General features: G+C 58.3%; 13 protein-coding genes. 4 read left to right on the forward strand and 9 right to left on the reverse strand.

The window, feature by feature from the left end:
* Positions 1–258 precede the first annotated feature (258 nt).
* Genes AC07WT_RS03670 through AC07WT_RS03705 form a run of 8 tightly spaced genes read right to left on the reverse strand, consistent with a single transcriptional unit; the run spans position 259 to position 11,146 of the window.
* On the reverse strand, positions 259–1,131 hold the full coding sequence (locus tag AC07WT_RS03670) for a hypothetical protein (RefSeq protein ID WP_494946086.1): 873 nt from the start codon (positions 1,129–1,131) through the stop codon (positions 259–261).
* Complete coding sequence (locus AC07WT_RS03675) at positions 1,128–1,721, reverse strand: histidine phosphatase family protein (protein WP_494946087.1); 594 nt, start codon at positions 1,719–1,721, stop codon at positions 1,128–1,130. Before AC07WT_RS03675 ends, AC07WT_RS03670 begins: the two co-directional genes overlap by 4 nt.
* A 25-nt stretch (positions 1,722–1,746) precedes the next feature.
* Positions 1,747–2,790: a glycosyltransferase family protein gene (locus AC07WT_RS03680; RefSeq protein ID WP_494946088.1), complete on the reverse strand. Its 1,044-nt coding sequence runs from the start codon at positions 2,788–2,790 to the stop codon at positions 1,747–1,749.
* A 1-nt stretch (position 2,791) separates the two neighbouring features.
* Positions 2,792–3,775, reverse strand: coding sequence for a glycosyltransferase family 4 protein (locus AC07WT_RS03685; protein ID WP_494946089.1), 984 nt, complete (start codon positions 3,773–3,775; stop codon positions 2,792–2,794).
* Positions 3,772–4,839, reverse strand: a complete 1,068-nt coding sequence (locus AC07WT_RS03690; protein WP_494946090.1) for a glycosyltransferase — start codon at positions 4,837–4,839, stop codon at positions 3,772–3,774. The genes AC07WT_RS03685 and AC07WT_RS03690 overlap by 4 nt, the downstream gene beginning before the upstream one ends.
* The gene (locus tag AC07WT_RS03695) at positions 4,836–8,000 is read right to left on the reverse strand and encodes a glycosyltransferase family 4 protein (protein WP_494946091.1); all 3,165 of its coding nucleotides are present in this window, start codon (positions 7,998–8,000) and stop codon (positions 4,836–4,838) included. The genes AC07WT_RS03690 and AC07WT_RS03695 overlap by 4 nt, the downstream gene beginning before the upstream one ends.
* Positions 8,001–8,003: 3 nt before the next feature.
* A complete protein-coding gene (locus tag AC07WT_RS03700) occupies positions 8,004–10,175 on the reverse strand; it encodes a glycosyltransferase family 2 protein (RefSeq protein ID WP_494946092.1) in 2,172 nt (723 codons plus the stop codon).
* On the reverse strand, positions 10,172–11,146 hold the full coding sequence (locus AC07WT_RS03705; protein WP_494946093.1) for a glycosyltransferase family 4 protein: 975 nt from the start codon (positions 11,144–11,146) through the stop codon (positions 10,172–10,174). The genes AC07WT_RS03700 and AC07WT_RS03705 overlap by 4 nt, the downstream gene beginning before the upstream one ends.
* 750 nt (positions 11,147–11,896) lie before the next feature.
* Here AC07WT_RS03705 and AC07WT_RS03710 point away from each other — a divergent pair.
* From AC07WT_RS03710 to AC07WT_RS03725, 4 genes are all read left to right on the forward strand, one after another.
* Positions 11,897–12,856: a UDP-glucose 4-epimerase family protein gene (locus AC07WT_RS03710; RefSeq protein WP_494946094.1), complete on the forward strand. Its 960-nt coding sequence runs from the start codon at positions 11,897–11,899 to the stop codon at positions 12,854–12,856.
* A 10-nt stretch (positions 12,857–12,866) separates the two neighbouring features.
* The gene (locus tag AC07WT_RS03715; protein ID WP_494946095.1) at positions 12,867–13,889 is read left to right on the forward strand and encodes an MraY family glycosyltransferase; all 1,023 of its coding nucleotides are present in this window, start codon (positions 12,867–12,869) and stop codon (positions 13,887–13,889) included.
* A gap of 11 nt (positions 13,890–13,900) precedes the next feature.
* Positions 13,901–15,781, forward strand: coding sequence for a polysaccharide biosynthesis protein (locus tag AC07WT_RS03720; RefSeq protein ID WP_494946096.1), 1,881 nt, complete (start codon positions 13,901–13,903; stop codon positions 15,779–15,781).
* Between the two features lie 500 nt (positions 15,782–16,281).
* The gene (locus AC07WT_RS03725) at positions 16,282–17,496 is read left to right on the forward strand and encodes a Fic family protein (protein ID WP_494946097.1); all 1,215 of its coding nucleotides are present in this window, start codon (positions 16,282–16,284) and stop codon (positions 17,494–17,496) included.
* A gap of 169 nt (positions 17,497–17,665) precedes the next feature.
* Here the strand turns inward: AC07WT_RS03725 and AC07WT_RS03730 are convergent, their stop codons facing one another.
* Positions 17,666–18,766: an MraY family glycosyltransferase gene (locus AC07WT_RS03730; RefSeq protein ID WP_492592582.1), complete on the reverse strand. Its 1,101-nt coding sequence runs from the start codon at positions 18,764–18,766 to the stop codon at positions 17,666–17,668.
* Positions 18,767–19,029: the final 263 nt, after the last annotated feature.

A 19,029-nucleotide genomic window follows, 5' to 3' on the forward strand; every position in this document is an offset into this window, starting at 1 on the left:
CGAGTTGATTGGCCGTTAGCGCTACACCTCGAAGGTCGCTACATGGTCCCGGCAGTCGGAGGCGGAGGCCGCGTTTCCTCTTTGAAGACCCTGGTAACGTGCAGCAGAAAAGTACTTGGCAACCGAGTAAAGTGCATAGAAGCGCTGGATTCGTGCTGTTGTGCGCCAATCGAAAATTCAGTACTTGGCCATTACGCCCGGAAGAAGACTACGTATTCACTCGTACATGCGACTCTCTTTCCTGGCTAAGTGCGCGATTCAGTTTACGCATCGTCCCGTATGCGGATGCGGTCGCACTGCGAAGTAGTCGAAGAACTGCTGTTGCCAGAGTTCACAAGCAATATCCATCTGTTTGATAAGCGTGGGATCGAATTTACCGACGGCGTCGGCTTCATCGATTTGCGGCTTCATACGTGTGACGAGACGTTGTTCGTATTCGTTGACGCAATAGTCCTGCACATTGACGTTTTCATGCCGATACGCTGAAATCTTTAGGTCGGGACGCTGCGAGATATAGGTGCTGAAAAGCCGCTCGACGATGAACGGCAAGAACGGAGCAGGGTCCGTATGCGTCGTATCTTCCATCACCTTGCGCGTGACCTCGTGACCAGGGTTTTGCTCTAGAAACTCTGCGATCCGCACCAGCACGCCCCCTACGTACTCTTCCCAAAACCGTTCTGAGCCCACCCAAAAATTGGAGTAAGCCAATAATCCTGGTCCATGGCGAGGAGTGCATTTGATATCGAAATCCAGTTCGCACGCGTCGAGAAGCGATTGCGCCGCGTCAGCTAATCCAGGGTGCGCATGTTCGCCCTGCATCCACACGTTAAACGACCAGTAAGCGATCTGTGGGAACGGATTGATGAAACAGACATCGGCCCCAGTTTGGCAATGCACAAAGCGCACGAACTCCGGCCCCGAGATCTTTGATTTCAAGCTGAACTTTGGCGAGAAAATGCCGGTATATCCGTGGCGGCGGTGTTCGTCGGCGCGATACATGTCGACAAATAGCTTGAATTCGCGCCACCCGGCCTGCGAGTTGTCCTGCACGACGAGCGGCAAAAAATTCTTTTCGACCTGAACCTGATCTTGAGCGTAGATCGGTTCGAATATCGCCACGCCCGTGTTCATACCTGACCGGCCCGCTCAAGGCAGTAGCGGCCGAGGTCGCCACGCCATTTCAGATAAGTGAGCGACGCGTTGGGCACCGTAAAGGTCGGATAGTGCGTTTCAATAGGAACATTCAAAAGGTGCTGCAGCACGACGCTGATGGGCCCGCCGTGCGCCACAGCGGCCATTAACCCAGGCTCGCTGGTGCGTGGCAGGACTTCCGCGTCAACCCACTCACGCACGCGATCAGCCATGTCGAGATGGGATTCTCCGTCCTCGTAGCGATTGGTAATCAGCTTGTTGAAGTCGGGAAACGCTTGGTTGAAGTCTGCTTCCAGCCATGTCCCGTATTTGCCAGGGTGCGTTTCGGCTAGTCGGGCGTCGAATGTCAATCGCGTCGAGCCGTCGAAAACCCGCTCCGCGGTCTGACGCGCGCGCATCCACGGGCTGCAGAAGATTGGCGACGGCGAATAGCTGAACTTGCCAAGGGTCGCTGCAAGCTCCACAGACTGCCGTTTTCCCAGCTCTGTCAATTCATCCTGATCGGTGGAGATGAGCAGCCCCTTCGCGTTCGCGTTTGATTGACCGTGCCTGATGAGGAGAAGATCCATCGCAGTATCCCGTGGTTAAAATCAGTCAAGCCGTCAAGAGGTTGAGGAAGGTCTGTGCGGGTTCGGCAAGCCCGAAGCGGCTGCGCGTGTCCACGTGCGCGTTATGACGCAACCCATCCCGTAGCTCTGCGCGTTCATACAGTTCTTGCATCGCTGCCGCCCATTCGTCCTCGATGTTGTTGACTAAAAGTCCAGTGACGCGGTCGACAACGGCTTCTTCGTACACGGGCGACCGGGAGTAAATACCGGGAATCCCAAGGCTGCCGTAGTCGATGTACTTGATACAGGATTTGCAACTGTTGAAGAACAGTGCGTCTTTGTCCTCGCGGCCCCCGAGGGGCACGACGGAGAACATATAGCCCGCGTCACGAATCGCACTTTTATACGCAGAATTCTCGAGGAAGCCTTTCGACGTGAGCCTTGGGATCTGCGACATCTCGGGGAAGCCGTCACCCCAGAATTCAAGTGTGACATCCTGATTTCGATTCAGAAAGTCGAGCAGTACGCCAAAAAATCCTTTCCGGAATTGCACGAGCTTGATTCCGTCAGTATTCGAAAACAGGATCTTGCGCGGAACGGCTTCTTGCCAGTCTTCGGGGGAGGAGGGTATTGCTTCATGGTCGAACCCGTTGCGAATTACCACAACTGAAGCGCGAAGGCGCTGCAGCTTCGCGCGCAAAATCTCGTTGGAGACCGTCGCGACCGAGGCTTGCCGGATGAGCCACGTAATGTTGGCCAGCAAGTCGTCATTGAGATCGGTAACGCTGTACATCGGCAAATCGATGATCCAGTCGTCCATGTCATAGATGGTCCGCAAACCGAGATCATTTGCCATCCGCATCACATCGATAGCCCGATTGGAACTGTGCTTGTTGAAGAGTACGGCATCGAACCGCCGAAGCTGTCCAATCGTCACTTCACTTTCGACGATCTCCTCCCACTCGATCATTCCATGTTTGGCCATGTACGTCAGCAGCGGGCCGAAGCGCGCCGCGATGGACCTGGACATAAGTCGATCGTGGGAGAGCGAAATTCGCTGAACTACAAGTAGGCGAGGCACTTTTTGCATCTTAGATACTTTCTCGGGCCAGTAACGCGACGAGTTTCGGGCCTATAGTCGAAGCCGAGTGGCGCGAAAGGACGCGTTCGTAATTGCTCGTGATCTTGGTGTCCCGGTCCAGCTCGGTACGCGCGCGGTCGATCGCGGCGGCAAGCGCATCGACCGAGTCGGTTTGTGTGTACCAGACCTTGTCCGCGAAATGTTCCTGTTGCCAAGGACCATCACTGATGACAAGCGGCTTCTGCATGATTGCGCCCTCGAGCGCGGAGCGCCCTGGTGGGTCGATACTGGGTTCGACCATGACCGAACAATTGGCAATGATCGAACGTAGCAAGGCGCTGCAAGGCTGCACGAACGGTAGGAACTGAATGCCGGAGTGTGCCTCCGCCACGCATGCCTGGTAATAGTCATCGTCACGCGCGCCACCGACAAACACGCCGTCTAGTTGCAAGGCGTTCAGCGCCTTGACGAGCCGAAGCTGGTTCTTGATCGGCTCGATCAGCCCGAGGCACAGCGCGAAGTTGGACGCGTTGCAGATCGTCGATGCGAGGTCTCTATCGGGTTCGGCCAGAAAACGGTTCGAGACGCACGTGGGGATCACTTCCAATTTCTGAGCAGGTACGTCGACGTATCGCGTGAAATTCTCCAGCTCGGCGTCGGACTTGAAGATCAGCTTGTGCGCGTTCCTCGCCATTTCGGCGATTCGCTGTACTTCACCGTCGGATGGCGTTTCCGACCACCAGACGTTCGGCCAAAGGAACACACGTTTCTTCTTGAGTGCCGCTTCGCGCAGTATGGCGTGTCCGTCCGCATGGACAGAGAAGTGAATGACACCGTCATAGAAACTGAGCGGCCGACTGCCGATACCGTAGATGTCGGTGTGAACGCCGGAGGACTTCAGTATTTCCGCGACTTGAACCAACTCTGACTCACCGCCGCCGCTGACAGTAAACGCGGTACTGTAAGTCGTGAGAAGGAATTTTAGGCCGGTCATGTGTTTCCTCTTTCGCCACCTGCGAGCAATATCTGTTGCCACACCGAAGCGTCGGTGCGGAGCAATATTTCGTGCGAGCGATTCATTTCCGCGCGAGCGGAGTCAGAGCGGGCGCCAGCCGGATCGGAGAGTTGGGTGGCGATGGCATCGGCCCATCCCTCAAGCGGACCGTCCGCGTCGAACACGCTTTCCGGTGCGCACAATTCCTGTGCGGCTGTCCCGCCACGAACGAACACCGGGTTGCCGAAATGGATGGCCTCGAGCACCGGCACGCAGAAACCTTCGTGTCGGCTCATCGCCAGCAGGCCGCTCGATGCGTCGTAGCTATCGAGCAGATCTTCGTCGTCGATCATGCCGAGGAAGTCGACCTGATCAAGCACGCCAAGAGATCGGGCGTGGTTGATGAGGAACTTCGAATATTCGTAGTTCGGCATGCTGCCGATGACAGACAGCGTGAACTCGAGTTTGCGCTTGTGCAACAGCGCAAGCACCTCGATAGCGTCTTCTACGCGCTTGTGAGGGACGACACGCCCAACCACCATGAGATTGGGCCGCAGGCGATGCTGCGTCTGTCCAGTCGGTACGCGTTGAAATGCCGGCATGTCAGCGAAAACCGGTGGAACGACCTTCATCGATGCAGGTTCGATCCATTCGGCCACGCTGCGTGCTGTCGAATGCGAATTGGCGATGACGGATTCGAAACGGGAAAGCAGCGGAAATTGCGCGAGCGATGCCTCGCAAAGATCTGCTGTTCGGGGTTCGAATTCACGCAGCAGGTCCGGATCGGTTACCCCGTGGAAATAGCAAAGCTTACGGCACGGAAGCGCAAGTAACTGTTCGAGAAATGGATCGAATATCGAATAGCTAACGAGCAACAGGTCGTCCGCGTCGATTTGTTCGAACAGGTCCGTCAGAGGACGAATAGGAAGTACAGTCGCATCAAAGCGCTGCGCGTAGAGCTCTGCTTCCATGCCGAGACGTATCGCCATACGAGCAATGCCGATGCAGTGGTTGCCGACTGCGTCGCCCGCAAAAATATCTGGAGCACAAATCCGGAGTTTCATCGGGTCGCCCCCTCCGAATGGATTTCAGCCAGGCGCTTCGCATAGGCTCTGCCGACGGCCTCAATCGAGTAGTTAGTTTGGATGCGGAGTGTGCCCGCTGCTGCGATGCGCTCCCGCTCCTTGACATCGTCGACTACGCGTACGAGCTGGCGCGACGCCGCGGACACGTCGGGGTCGCACCAGTATTGACCTTCATGGAAGAGATAGTCGCCCGGTCGCAACGGAACCAGTTCGCCGTCGACCAGGAACGACGTGTTGGCATCGCAGAAATCAACGTTACCTGAGAAGTTGGTCACCACGACGGGTTGCCCGATCGCCATGGCTTCGGCAATTACGCGGCCAAACCCCTCGCTTCTATGCAGCGAAATGTAGGCGTCGCAACAGGCCATGAAGTCGATCGAATCCTGACGGCTCAGACGCTCTGAAATTAGATGGATGCGACGATCTTTTGCCGCGATATCGGCAACCTCACGCCAGATCGGATCGTCTTCGCGGATGTTCATTGCCTTGATCACGAGACCAACGCCGCTTTGGCGACCAGCGAAGGCTTCCTGAAATGCGCGCACGCCGGCCACCGGATTCTTCCGAGTAAGCCAGGAGTTGCCATCGAACATCAGATAAAACAGGAACTTACCCTCTGGCAGGCCGAAACGACTGCGCACGGCCGCGACAGGAGCGGGGATTTCGACCGCCATCGGCATGTGATGAACGGGCGTTTCCCCTTGGCGGGCAAGGGCAGTCTGGACGAATTTGCTTTGGGCCCATAACTCGTCCACGAAAGTGTGGACCTTGCCGAACGCGCTTGGCCATTGCGGCAGCTCCCACGGCCATGCGCCGATCTTGTACGTGTCCGACTCGATGATTTTTCGACCTCCCTCGAGCGCGAGCCGCACCATTTCAGGCGGTGGCAGGCAAAACAGACTGACGTCGTGCTTGAGGTCTTCGCTCAACAGATGATTGATCGACATGTCGAGCTTAGGCGGCCCGATCATCGGTGCGTTTACAAGTACCGATGGTATCGCTGCGGTAGCAAGTGCGCGCGCAGCGGTGCGTGCGTCTTCACCCAGACCGAGAACGCCTTGCGGGAAGCCGACAATATTGACCCCGACCGGGCGTGCTCGACTAAGGGGTGAGATCGAGACGGAGCACCGCTCCTTCTCGCCGGACGTATCGTCGTCACTCGGCACGCTCACTGACAGGCGGCTCAGCACTCGATATTCGTTCCGCCCGCTGTCTTGCCACCAGCGGACGAGGTGTCGCCTACCTTCACTGGTCGAGATATCAAAGGCAGCTTGCAAGTCCGACCGGCCGTCCTGCAGCCATAAGAGAAATCGCGGCAGTCCGATCAGTCCGTTCGACTGCGATCCATTCAGTCCTGTCAACTGCTCAAGAGCGCTCGAGGTTGTCCACGTTAAATAGGGATATTCATGTATCCCGCTGTCTTGCCACCATTGCAGGCAATTGACCTGGCCCGCGAACGTGGCGATGTCAATGCTGGCATGCAGGTCGGGGCGAGAATTGATCAGAGGCGCCACAAAACGCGGCACTTTCATCAGATTGCCTTCGATCGTCTCGTCGAGTTCGTCAAAGTATTCGACGATCGATGACGTGGACCATCGCAGTGTGGGGAACTCGGTTTTTCCGCGTTTTTCCCACCAGCCGACTGCCGCCAGTTGTCCTTGATCGGTTCTAAGGTCGAGATCCTTCTGAAGGTCGGGGCGGTGTTTGATGATCAATGGGAGAAAGCGAGGAAATCGCTGTTCCACCAATCCATCGATGTTGTCCAACTGATCTAGAAAGTTTGAAATCTGCGCCGTCGACCAGATCAGGTCTGGATATTCCTTTTGACCATATTTGTCCCACCAGTTAATCGCTGCAAGCTGGCCCGGGAACGTTGTCAGATCGATATCCTTCAAATCCGCGCGATGTTTGACGACTAGCGGCAGGAAGTGTGGAAAGTGCAAGTCGCCGACGAGGACGGCCTCGTCGGGTTCATTCAGATAACTGATGATTTGCGCCGTCGACCAGGTCAGGCTGGGATATTCCCTTTGACCATATTTGTCCCACCAGTTAATCGCTGCAAGCTGGCCCGGGAAGGTTGTCAGATCGATATCCTTCAAATCCGCGCGATGTTTGATGACTAGCGGCAGGAAGTGTGGAAAGTGCAAGTCGCCGACGAGGACGGCCTCGTCGGGTTCATTCAGATAACTGATGATTTGCGCCGACGACCAGGTCAGGTTGGGATATTCCTTTTGACCATATTTGTCCCACCAGTTAATCGCTGCAAGCTGGCCCGGGAAGGTTGTCAGATCGATATCCTTCAAATCCGCGCGATGTTTGATGACTAGCGGCAGGAAGTGTGGAAAGTGCAAGTTGCCTACGAGGACGGCCTCGTCGGGTTCATTCAGATAGCTGATGATTTGCGCCGTCGACCAGGTCAGGTTGGGATATTCCTTCCGACCATGTTTCTCCCACCATGTCACCGCTGCGAGTTGGCCCGGCAACGTCGAGAGATCGAGATTGGTTATCAGGTCGGGTCGACTCTCGAGAACGAGAGGCAGGAATCGCGGAAAGTACATGGCGCCATATGATTCGCGCTTTTCAAGGTGATTCAGCGATGCATAGATGCTCGCAGGCGACCATGCGACCTTGGGATATTCAAACTGGCCGTGCTTTTCCCACCAGTTCAGACTTGCCAGTTGTCCTGGGAACTGATCCAACGTCAAATACTGGCGGAGGTCAGGGCGATTCCGAATGATCAGATCAAGAAAGCGCGGGAACTCGAGATCACTCGCCGCCGCGAAGCTCTCGCTCTGCAGAAGGGCTTGGATGAGCGGGCCCTCTTCGAGTACGTCAGGCAATGTACCGCGAAGCCAATGGGCAATGCATTCCTGGTATTCCACGATCAGCGTGTTCGTATCCAGTTGTCGGACGTACGCGACATCCTGAGGGCGCAGAACCCACTCAAAATCCGGGTAATTGGTTTTTCCAACCGAATTCCACCAGAAATACAGCACCATCCGGTCTTTGATGGATTTGTATTTGAAATGGGCCAGGTCCGCACGGAACTTGATCAGAAAGTAGATTGCGTCGGGCAGGGAAAACGGTTCACCCGATGACGGGTGTCGGCAATCCTTGAGCCATTCGGTGTTCGATGTCATTTGTTAAAGGAAGTCCGAGACGCGCGAATGCCAAGCCATAGAGAAGTCTTCAGTATCCAGGCTAAGGTTTGGCGAGTAGCACGGGTCGTTGAGCAACGTTTCGCCCCAGCGCTGTTTGACAAATGCAACCTCTGCGTCAAAACGGGCGATCTTTTCGGGCGTGTCTTCGTAGCCGCGCGATGCTGACTCGTGATGGTAGAGCTCGGCGTAGGGCGTCCAAACGTTCCGGTAGCCGGCCTTTTGCACGCGTAAGCAGAAATCAACGTCGTTAAATGCGACTTGCAGCTTCTCGTCGAGTCCGCCTACTTCCCTGAAGATCGATGTGCGAATAACAAGGCACGCAGCGGTGACTGCGCTCATCCGGCTGCGCAATAGCGTGCGGAAGAAGTACCCCGGCGCCTTGCGGTCGGAGTGCTTGTGCGAGTGTCCTGCAACGCCTCCAAGGCCGACGATTACGCCACCGTGCTGAAGCGTGTCGTTCGGATAGAGAAGCTTGGCTCCGACGGCGCCCACGCCAGGTTGAATGGCGATCGACATCATTTCATACAGCCAGGTCGGCGTGATGACTTCGATGTCGTTATTCATCAGGCAAACAAAGTCTGCTTCGCTCGCCAGTCCAACGCGATTGTTCAGTGCGGAGTAATTGAAGGGCGCATCGTCTCTGGCGACGCGGATGCGCTCATCATCCTTGAAGGATGCAAACAGGTCGAACGTTTCCTGTTCCGTCGATCCGTTATCGATAATCGTAATGAGGAAATTGTCGTAGACAGTCTTTTCACGGATCGAGTCCACGCATTGACGGACCAGCCCCGCTGCGTCTCGCGTCGGAATAATAATTTCGACGCGAGGATGTGGATCAGGAATGATGTAGCTGATCTTGTTGAACGCAGGGGCGTCGGGAGCCGGTTCCACCTTGCCGGGAACCTTGTTGCGCTCGAGGTGATCTGCAAGTGCGCGTGCAGCAGCGGACACCGCGTAAGGCTTGGCTTCGTGAGTGGAGGCGGTGCTTTCCGGAATGACGCGCCAGTGATACAGCACCCGCGCGATGTGATAGATGTTCTCCGCACCAGCCTGGTCCAGCACGCGCAATGCGAGATCGTAGTCTTGCGCGCCCTCGAAACCGATTCTGAACCCACCGATTTCCTTCAACGATGAAGTCTTGTACACGCCAAAATGACAAATCATATTTTGGTTCAGGAACAAGTCATAGTTGAAGTCGCACTTGAAGTACGGCTCCGACCGAACGCCTTCGACCGAGATCTTGTCTTCGTCGCTGTAAATCAATGCGGCGTTCGGGAGCGCGCGAATCGCTTCGGCTACGTAAAAGAGCGCCAGCGGGTGCAGTTCATCGTCGTGGTCGAGTAGCGCGACGAACTCGCCGGTGGCCATATCGAGCGCCGTGTTGCTTGCGGCACTGATGTGGCCGTTTTCGGTGCGATAGGTTACTTTGAAGCGCTGATCTTTTGCCGCGTATTCGTCGAGGATGGCCTTCACGTGGGGTGACGCGGAGCAATCGTCTGCGATGCAGAATTCCCAGTTTTCGTAGACCTGATCGAGGACAGAATCGATTGCCTTCCTGAGCCATTTCGCAGGAGTCTGATAGGTCGGCATTACGATGCTGATCAGCGGGTTGTGATCCCACGACGCTGCGCGCTCACGGAGCGTGTCGTATCTCTGCCGCGGCGTCTCGTTGATCTTGATCCAGTTTTCGTATGTTAGCTCGGTAACCGGATTGCCTAGCTGATCGAGTACTCCAGTATGAGTGGGCTCAATATGATAAGAATCCAGCAGACGCTTGATCTGCTCGTTCGAACGGGCGAGGATCTCGATGTTGAAATCGACGAGGGAAAACAGCCCGGGATGCGCAAGCGGGTCGAAGCGCAGGGCGCGCAAAGACTCCGGGAAAGCAATTTCCTGATCCACATTTCCATCGGCGTCGACAGACAGTCGCATCGCACTTTGCTCCGACATGCCGGTACCGGTGTCCATGTAGAAGATGCAGACGGATCGACGTGAGTTGCTCGTTGAGAGACGGAAAGAAATTCGTAAAGCGCGCCCGCGCAGTATTTCCCAGTTGGCGATAGAGAACTGAGGATCGCCATTCGTCGCTTTCCAGTCGAAAGCCTGTTCGGAAGACGCCTCGACATTGCTCAATGGTTGTAAATCGAATTTCATTTTGTCGTCAGGGAGCTATAGATGGATTGCAGGGGCTGAACCACGTTCTGCCAGTTCAGTTGATGTCGGTCGCTATCTGTTCGTGAGTTTGCGTCGGCGCTAGCTGCATTGCGGATGGCGCACGCTATGCTGTCGGCATCTGCGGGATCGAGATATTCGACGCGGTCTCCGAAATATTCCTTTGTCGAACCCACTTCGGTAATCGCCGCTCGGCATCCTGCTGCGTACGCTTCTAAAGCGGCGAGTCCTGGTGTTTCCAGCGTGCTCGGCAGGCAGAACACGTCGCAGGCGGCATATGCGGAGCGCAGTAGCTCAGAATCGTGTGGTAGCGGGCCGAGATAGATGACCTGGTCGCCGCCTTCATCGCGGCACGCACGCGCATAAGCTGTGTCGCGCTCATGACCGATTAGTACAAGCTTCCGTTCTGGCATTGACTTTATTGCCCTGACGAGTTGCAGCTGATTCTTGCGCGGCTCGATATTGCCTACGTTGAGAACAAACTTCTCGCGCAGGTCGAAGTGAGAGCGGAACAAGTCCGGGGAGACCTTTTCATAAAACGTGTTTTCGACGCCGTTCAACACGGTCACAAATTTTTCGCGCGGTAAATCGAATACCCGCGCGAGCGTCTCGCATTCGATATCCGAGTTCGCCACCACGCGATCCGCCAGCGAAAACTGATGATGAATCTCGCCGATCGGATAAAGATGCTTGGTCTCCTCCGTCACCCAAAGGCTAGACGAAACCACCAACGGTAAGCCCAACTGTTTGACAAAGTTACAGAAATGGACCGAGCCGCCGACGCACGAGAAGAAGTGGACCACGTCATGTTCGAGGAACCTTGGGTTCCATGGATCGAACAGCGTGACGTCGATTCCATGAGCGGGCAGATGCTTGTGATACGCAAGCAGCTGTATTTCTCCGCCTCCGGGGGTATGGAAAGCCATTGGGTAAGTGGCGAACAGCACTTTCATGGATGGAGACTCTATCTGCTCAAACGTTTATTCAGATCAATACTTCCTGCCAGCGCACAGGTGGCATGACGCGCCCACTTTTCAAGCGGTGCGAAACAGCGATCCGTGAAATGCGTGGCTGCGATCCGGCCGGCACGTTGCGGGACGTGCGCGTTGCGGCGCAATGCAAAGTTCAGTGGTAACAGTAGTAACTAAGTGTTGGCTCACTGGAGCGCGGGCCGTTGCGCACCCACGTCGCTCGGGGGCGAAACTGATTGTGCTGTCGAGCACGTCGGATCGAAACCGCGAATTCCACATGCGCGAATATGTTTGAGATGTTAAGAAGTGTTCGGACTGGGCGTCTGGGTAGCTTGTCCGTTTTATCATCACGGGCTTGGATATGCGCTTTGCTTTCAGTCTGTTAGCTGCGCGCATATTTTAGCGCCTAACGCTTACGAGGAGCGGACTGAGGCGGAAGCTGCCCGCATACAATACGCCTTCCAAACGAATTCCCTTATAAGCATCGCCGATGCCAGATTGTATCGTGTCTCATCAGCCTGTCCCGCCGTATCGAGGCGTAGGCGGCGCAAGCCTCACTGCAGCGCGGTCGCGTCCGGGGTCGCGTCATCAACCGCCGCGCGTCGGCGCGACGACGGTGGTTGCGGCTCGTAGTGGGCCGGGCAAGCCGGCTCCAGACGGCAAGCGTGCGTCCCGCCTTGCAACTGGGATGATGTGCCGTCCGGCCAGCATCCGCTCATGCGAGGCCAGCCGATGACTCAGCACGTGTTGATCACCGGCGCCAACGGTTTCGTCGGCAAGGCGGTTTCGCGCGCATTGCTGCAGCGCGGGGACCGCGTCACGGGTCTGGTGCGTCGGCCGGAAACGACCGCCGACGGAGTCAGCGAATGGCTCCTCGACACCGACGACTTCGAGGGCGTTGACCAACGGTGGCCGCTGGCAATGCATTGCGATACGGTCATCCATCTCGCCGCCCGTGTTCACATGATGCGGGAAACGACTGCCGATCCGCTCGCGGCGTACCGCTCCACCAACGTCACCGGCGCCCTGCGCGTCGCGGCTGCCGCCCGCCACGCAGGCGCGCGTCGCTTCGTTTTTGTCAGCAGCATCAAAGCCGTTGCCGAGAGCAGCGCGGGACATCCGATCGGGGAAGACGCCAACCCCGCCCCCACCGATCCCTACGGCATCTCCAAACTCGAAGCCGAACGCGCCCTGATCGAGTACGGCCATGAATCGGGCCTCGAAATCGTGATCGTCCGTCCGCCGCTCGTCTACGGTCCGGGCGTGCGAGCCAACTTTCTGCAACTGATGCGCGCGATCGCGAATGGCGTCCCTCTGCCGCTAGGCGCGATCGGCGCGCAGCGCAGCCTTATATTCGTCGACAACCTCGCGGACGCGCTAGTGCACTGCACAACCGACCCCCGCGCCGCCGGCCAGACCTTCCACGTCACCGACGGCCGCGATCTGAGCGTCGCCGAACTGGCGCGGGCGCTAGCCACGCAACTGCACGCGCCAGCACGCCTTGTCCCGGTTCCCGTCGGCCTGCTGCGCCTCGTCGGCCGCCTGACGGGGCGCTCGGCCCAGATCGACCGGCTGATCGGCGAGTTGCGGTTGGACAGTTCCCATATCTGCGAATGTCTCGGCTGGTATCCGCCCTATACCGTTGAACACGGCCTGCTGGAGACAGCGGCCTGGTATCGCTCTACCCACTGAAATATCCGACATGCCGATCGCTTCACTCTTCGCTGATCCAGCCGTGCATCTGCTCCTTTGGGGGCTGGTCGCGCTGTGCGCATGCGCCGCGATTCTGTGGGCTTTGCTCAGGAGCGGCCTCGCGTGGCGCCTCGCTACCGACATCCCCAACGATCGCTCGCTGCATACGCGCCCGACGCCGCGCGTCGGCGGCTGGGGCATCGTGCCGGTGGTCGTGATCCTGATCTGGCTTGCGGCGCCCGCGCTGTGGCTGCCGGCCCTCGCGGCGGCGCTGCTTGCTGCCTTGTCGCAGATCGACGACCGCCGCGGCTTGCCCGCGCGCGTGCGGTTCGGCGGCCACGCGCTGGCCGTGGCGGCGCTGGTCGCCGTCTATCCGGCCGACGTGCCCTGGTGGGCGCTTGCCGCGCTGGCGTTCTTACTCGTCTGGCTGGTCAATTTGTACAACTTTATGGACGGCTCCGACGGCCTCGCAGGCGGCATGGCGCTGTTCGGCTTCGGCGGCTATGCGGTCGCCGCGTCGATCGCCGCCCATCCGGACCACGCGCTCGCGCTCGCCTGCGCAACGGTGGCGGGGGCAGCGGCGGGTTTTCTTCTGTTCAACTTCCATCCCGCGCGAATTTTTCTCGGCGACGCCGGCTCGATCCCGCTGGGATTCCTCGCGGGCGCCCTCGGTTATTGGGGCTGGCGCGAAGGCGTGTGGCCGATCTGGTTTCCGGCGGTAAGTTTTGCTCCTTTCATTGGCGACGCATCGGTAACTTTGCTCAAACGCTTGGTTCGTGGCGAAAAATTTTGGCAGGCGCACCGCGAACACTACTATCAAAGACTGGTGCAAGCCGGTTTCGGCCATGCGTCGACGGCGCGAGTTTGGTATTTCTTCATGGCGGCGGGCATAATGCTTGCTTTGTGGGCGATGGGCCTTGCTGTGGTGTATCAATGGCTGGTTGTCGTTGTCTGGGCTGCTGTGCTTGTGCTTGCCGGTGTCTGCATTGATCGGTACTGGCGGCGTCACTTGTCCCGTTCCGGGCAATCCTGAGGTTCTGCACAATGAAAAGATTCAAGGCCCGATGGCTGTCGTTCAGTGCGTTTGTGTTCGATTTGTTGGCGGTGGCCCTGGCCTGGATGCTGGCATATGTGATCCGTTTCAATGGTCCCGTGCCTGAGCCGTTCTGGATGGGCGGGCTGCATGCGTTGGTCTGGGTACTGGTGATCTACGCAGTGATGTTCCGCAGCTACGGGCTGTATCGCGGCATGTGGGTCTTCGCCAGCCTGCCCGACCTCGTGCGGATCGCCAAGGCGATCGGCGTCGGCGCGGTGGTAGTCGTCATCGGTTCGGCGCTCGTGCAGCCGAGCCCGGTGGTGCCGCGCTCCGTCCTGATCGTTTCGCCGATGCTGCTGTTCCTTGCCATGGGCGGTTCGCGCGCGCTGTACCGTGCCGCCAAGGAGTTTTATCGCTACGGCGGCCTGGTCGGGCAGGGCAAGCCCGTGCTGGTGCTCGGCGCGGGCAATGCGGGCGCGAACCTGGTGCGTGAGCTGAAACGCTCCGGCGAATGGCGGCTCGCGGGTCTGCTCGACGACGATCCGGTCAAACAGGGCCGCGAAATCTACGGCTATCGCGTACTCGGCGCCATCAGCGATCTGCAGAAGATCACCGCTGAAATGAAGGTCGAGCACGTGATCATTGCCGTGCCGTCTGCTTCGGTGGAAGCGCATCGGCGGATTGCAACGCTGTGCGTGCGCGCTGGCGTGCGTGCCATGACACTGCCGGCGTTGACTCAGCTCACGCAAGGCCAGGCGTTCCTGTCGCGGGTCCGTCAGATCGATCTGGAAGACCTGCTGGGCCGCGATCCGGTGATGATCGATACGCAGCACGTCGAAGCGCTGCTCAAGAACCGCGTCGTGATGGTGACCGGCGCGGGCGGTTCGATCGGCTCCGAACTGTGCCGGCAGATCCTGCGCTACGGGCCGGCGCAGCTGGTGGCGTTCGATATTTCCGAATTCTCGATCTACCGGCTCAACGAAGAGCTGCGCGACAAGTATCCCGAGGTATCGGTGGTGCCGATCATCGGCGATGTGAAGGATTCCTTGCTGCTCGACCAGGTGATGGCGCGGTACTGCCCGCACATCGTCTTTCATGCGGCGGCGTACAAGCACGTGCCGCTGATGGAAGAGGTCAACACGTGGCAGGCGGTGCGCAACAACGTGCTCGGCACGTATCGCGTCGCGCGTGCCGCGATTCGTCACGACGTCGCTCAGTTCGTGCTGATTTCCACCGATAAGGCTGTCAACCCGACCAATGTGATGGGCGCGAGCAAGCGCCTGGCGGAGATGGCCTGTTCGGCGTTGCAGCAGCAGGGCACGAAGCGCACGCAGTTCGAAACGGTGCGGTTCGGCAATGTGCTCGGCAGCGCCGGCAGCGTGATTCCGAAGTTCCAGGAGCAGATTGCGCGCGGCGGCCCGGTGACGGTCACGCATCCGGAAATCACCCGCTTTTTCATGACGATTCCGGAAGCGTCGCAACTGGTGTTGCAGGCGTCGAGCATGGGACATGGCGGCGAAATCTTCATCCTCGACATGGGCAAGCCGGTACGGATCGCCGACCTCGCACACGACCTGATCCGCCTGTACGGCTTCACCGAAGAACAGATCCGCGTGGTGTTCACCGGTCTGCGCCCGGGCGAGAAGCTATACGAAGAGCTTCTCGCCGACGACGAAACCACCACGCGCACGCCGCATCCCAAGCTGCGCATCGCGCGGGCGCGTGAAGTGCCGGACAGCCTCATCGACAACCTGCTGCCGTGGCTGATGCAGCATCGAGTCCCGACCGACGACGAAGTGCGGCGCGATCTGCGCCGCTGGGTGCCGGAATATCAACCGGCCAGCGCTCCGACGTTGCGCAGTGTCACGCCGGCCACGCGGGCTTCCTAAAGTTTGCGATTGCTGCTGTCAGACATTAAAGAAACAGGCGCTTCTGAGCCAAGGCGGTCGCTTAATCTGTTGAAACAGGCGTTCTGATTCGTCAAAACAGCCCCTGTCGGTCAATGACTTACAGGGGCTTCTTCATGTCCGGTCTTTTCGCCGACGCAAAGGTGTTCGAGCAGGGATGCGATTGCAAAGGCGCACTCGGCTGCCGACGCGTTCTTGCCAGACGGGCGTAAGCGGTCAACTCAGGGCACTTTTGTAAGAATCCTACGTGTGTCAAACCTTGGTGGCGTACCGGGCTTCGTCATCGGGCGCGAAGGTCCTTGAGATACAGCACCCAGCGAGAGAGAATTCGACACGTTTCGGACAATTTGTCTTGGCTATTCAGCATGTTTCGGACAAACAGCCCAGAATCATCTATCCAATTGGGCGCTTTTCGGACATAAACAGGGCCGGTCGACGGTGCGATTCACGTGCGTCGCGGACAGCGGCGCCGCACCCTTGAGATGCCTGGGCTGATTGTCGAAGTGCACATCGGTGATGGGCCTTTGCTTGAGCCGCCCGCGCCCGACGTGCCGCACCGAAGCATCTACCTGCCGAGCGAAGCGCGTGGCTTCCTCGAGAACATGGCAACAGCGCGCGGTTCATCTGGGCGGGTGCTGCCGCAGGAAGATATCGAATCCCGTCTCGACAAAATTCTCACGATTCGGGGCGACTTCAAGCTCAACGACCTGCGCGACCAGGCAAAAACGGTTGCCGACAAGCTCGACATGCAGACGGCCGGCAAGCGCCTGGACGGCATTATCGGCGCACTGCTCGGCACGCACGAAGAAAAGAAGCTGAGCAGCAAGCTGGCGCTCGCGCGCGCGTCGGGCAAACCGTATGACCCGGACCGGCTGGAGCTGTTCGATGTTTTGCATGCCGCACTGGCGGGCGAGGTGTTTGCACATCCAGCAAACCCGGCTGCATCGGGAAGAGCGCTTGAGAACTTTGCTTTCTTCGAAGCGTATTTTTCAAATTTCATCGAAGGTACGACGTTCGAGGTTGAGGAAGCCGAGCAAATTGTCTTTCAGGGCGCCATCATTCCGAACCGTTCTGAGGACTCACACGACATTCTTGGCACGTTCCAGGCTGCCGCCACGGCGCCCTGGCGGGGCCGGCCGGCGACGACTCCCGATGACTTTCTTGTCTGGCTCAAGAACGTGAATGCGCTCGTGATGCAGGCGCGTCCGGACAAGGGCCCGGGACAGTGGAAAGAAAAACGGAATATGGCGGGCAACACGCTCTTTGTCCTGCCGGAGCAGGTCCCGGCAACCCTGGCAGAAGGCTTTTCACGCATCAACGCGCTCACTGACCCAGTAGCTCGCGCGCTCATGACGATGTTCGTTGTGTCAGAAGTCCATCCCTTTCAGGACGGCAACGGTCGCACGGCGCGGCTTGCAATGAACTGCGTGCTCACCGACGCCGGCCTTTGCCGAATCGTCATTCCGACCGTATGTCGTGAGGACTATCTGCTACCGCTGAAGCGGTTGACCAACGACCGCGAAGCCGGTCCGTACGTAAGGGGAATGACGCGTATTTACGACTGGACTTCACGCTTTGAGTACAAGCAGCCACTGCACGATGTGCAGGAGCAGCTCGGGCGCTGCAATGCGTTCAAAGAGGACCTGAAGAACTACCGGCTGATATTTCCTGAGAATTCCGCCTCCACTGAGCGGTAGCCACGCGAAGTCCTGGTAATCGCCGGCGCACGGTCGCTCGCCACCAGAGTCTGGTTCACTGTCGGTAAGTCCTATCGCGGGTGACGCGTCAAAGTACCTGCATCCCCTCGGTCTCGGCCACCTTTTCAACAGGTTAAGCGACCGGCTTGCTTCTGAGCGCCTTTTTCTATTACCGCCGACCCTTCCTCACCACCATCCACCGTGGCGACTTGAACCGCACGATACTCATATACAGCCAGACATAAGTCGCCGCGAACACCACCACAAAGCAGAACAGATGCAGCGTATGCCGCCAGAATAAAGTCGCCGGCACCACGGCGATCAGGCACAGCAGCCAGAGATACGGCGACGTCAGCGAATTGCGCCGCGTCAGTTCGCGTGCGGTGCGCGTGCCGACCGCCCAGCGCATCAGCCGCTTATAGACCAGCATATGCAGATGCACGCCATCGGGAATCCCTGGCGACATGCCGCGAATGAACTTCTTCCGGTAGATCGAGAAGCAGGTCTCGAAGATCGGATACATGAAGAGCAGCACCGGATACCACGCCGACACGTCGCGATTGCGCATCACCAGCATGATCGACAGTTCGGCGAGCATGAAGCCGATGAAATACGCGCCGCCGTCGCCGAGAAAGATCAGCCCGGCCGGAAAATTCCAGATGAAGAAGCCGAGCACCGCGCCCATCATCATGAACGATGCCGACAGCACGATCGGATCGGACACCTCGAACGCCACGTAAGCGAGCGACGCGAACATCATGAACGCGACCATCGAGGCGAGGCCGTTGAAGCCGTCGATGATATTGATCGCGTTGGCGAGCGCCGCGACGGCCAGCACCGTGACCGCGCAGGAGATCACCGCATACGACAGCAGAAAATCGAGCGGCGGCACGCTGATGCGCGTGACGGCGATATTCAGCAGAAAGTAGGCGAGGGCGGCGGCGGCCATCGTGCAGACAAGCCGCGCGAGCGGCGACACGCGCTTGGTCAGATCCTCGGCGAGGCCCGAGCCGAACGCCGGCATGCCGCACGCGATCAGCCCCAGAATGCCGCCCGACACGGCCGGATACGTGTGATGCAACTGCACCGCCGAAACGATCAGCCCGATCAGAATCCCGGTCCCGCCGATGCGCGGCACCGGGCGCACATGGAATTTCTGCACGCCGGCCAGATCGGTGTCGGTGGAGAATTTTTCATGCAGATGCGCATAGCGCACGATCAACAGCGTGATCAGCAGTGAAACGAGAAAGCCGAGCGCAAAACTAAGCATGAAAGTGGGCCTGAGCGATGACGCCGAATTATACAAATGAAATGCGCTGCGCCCGAAAAAGCAGCAGTCGCCTAGATCACGCGAAATGTCCCAGATAGTGAGTCCAAAGCGCTCCGCAAAGCCCCGCCTGTCATGGATTCCACCTATTTAACCGGGTTTCGCGAAGGCCGTTAACCTGGATGCGGCGAAGTGTAAATGGCGCATCAAACAATACCGCGCGCCGGCGTTTTCCCGATTTCGCCGCCGACCGACCAGACGTTCCG

The organism is Paraburkholderia sp. GW821-FHT02A12 (genome assembly GCF_059422005.1).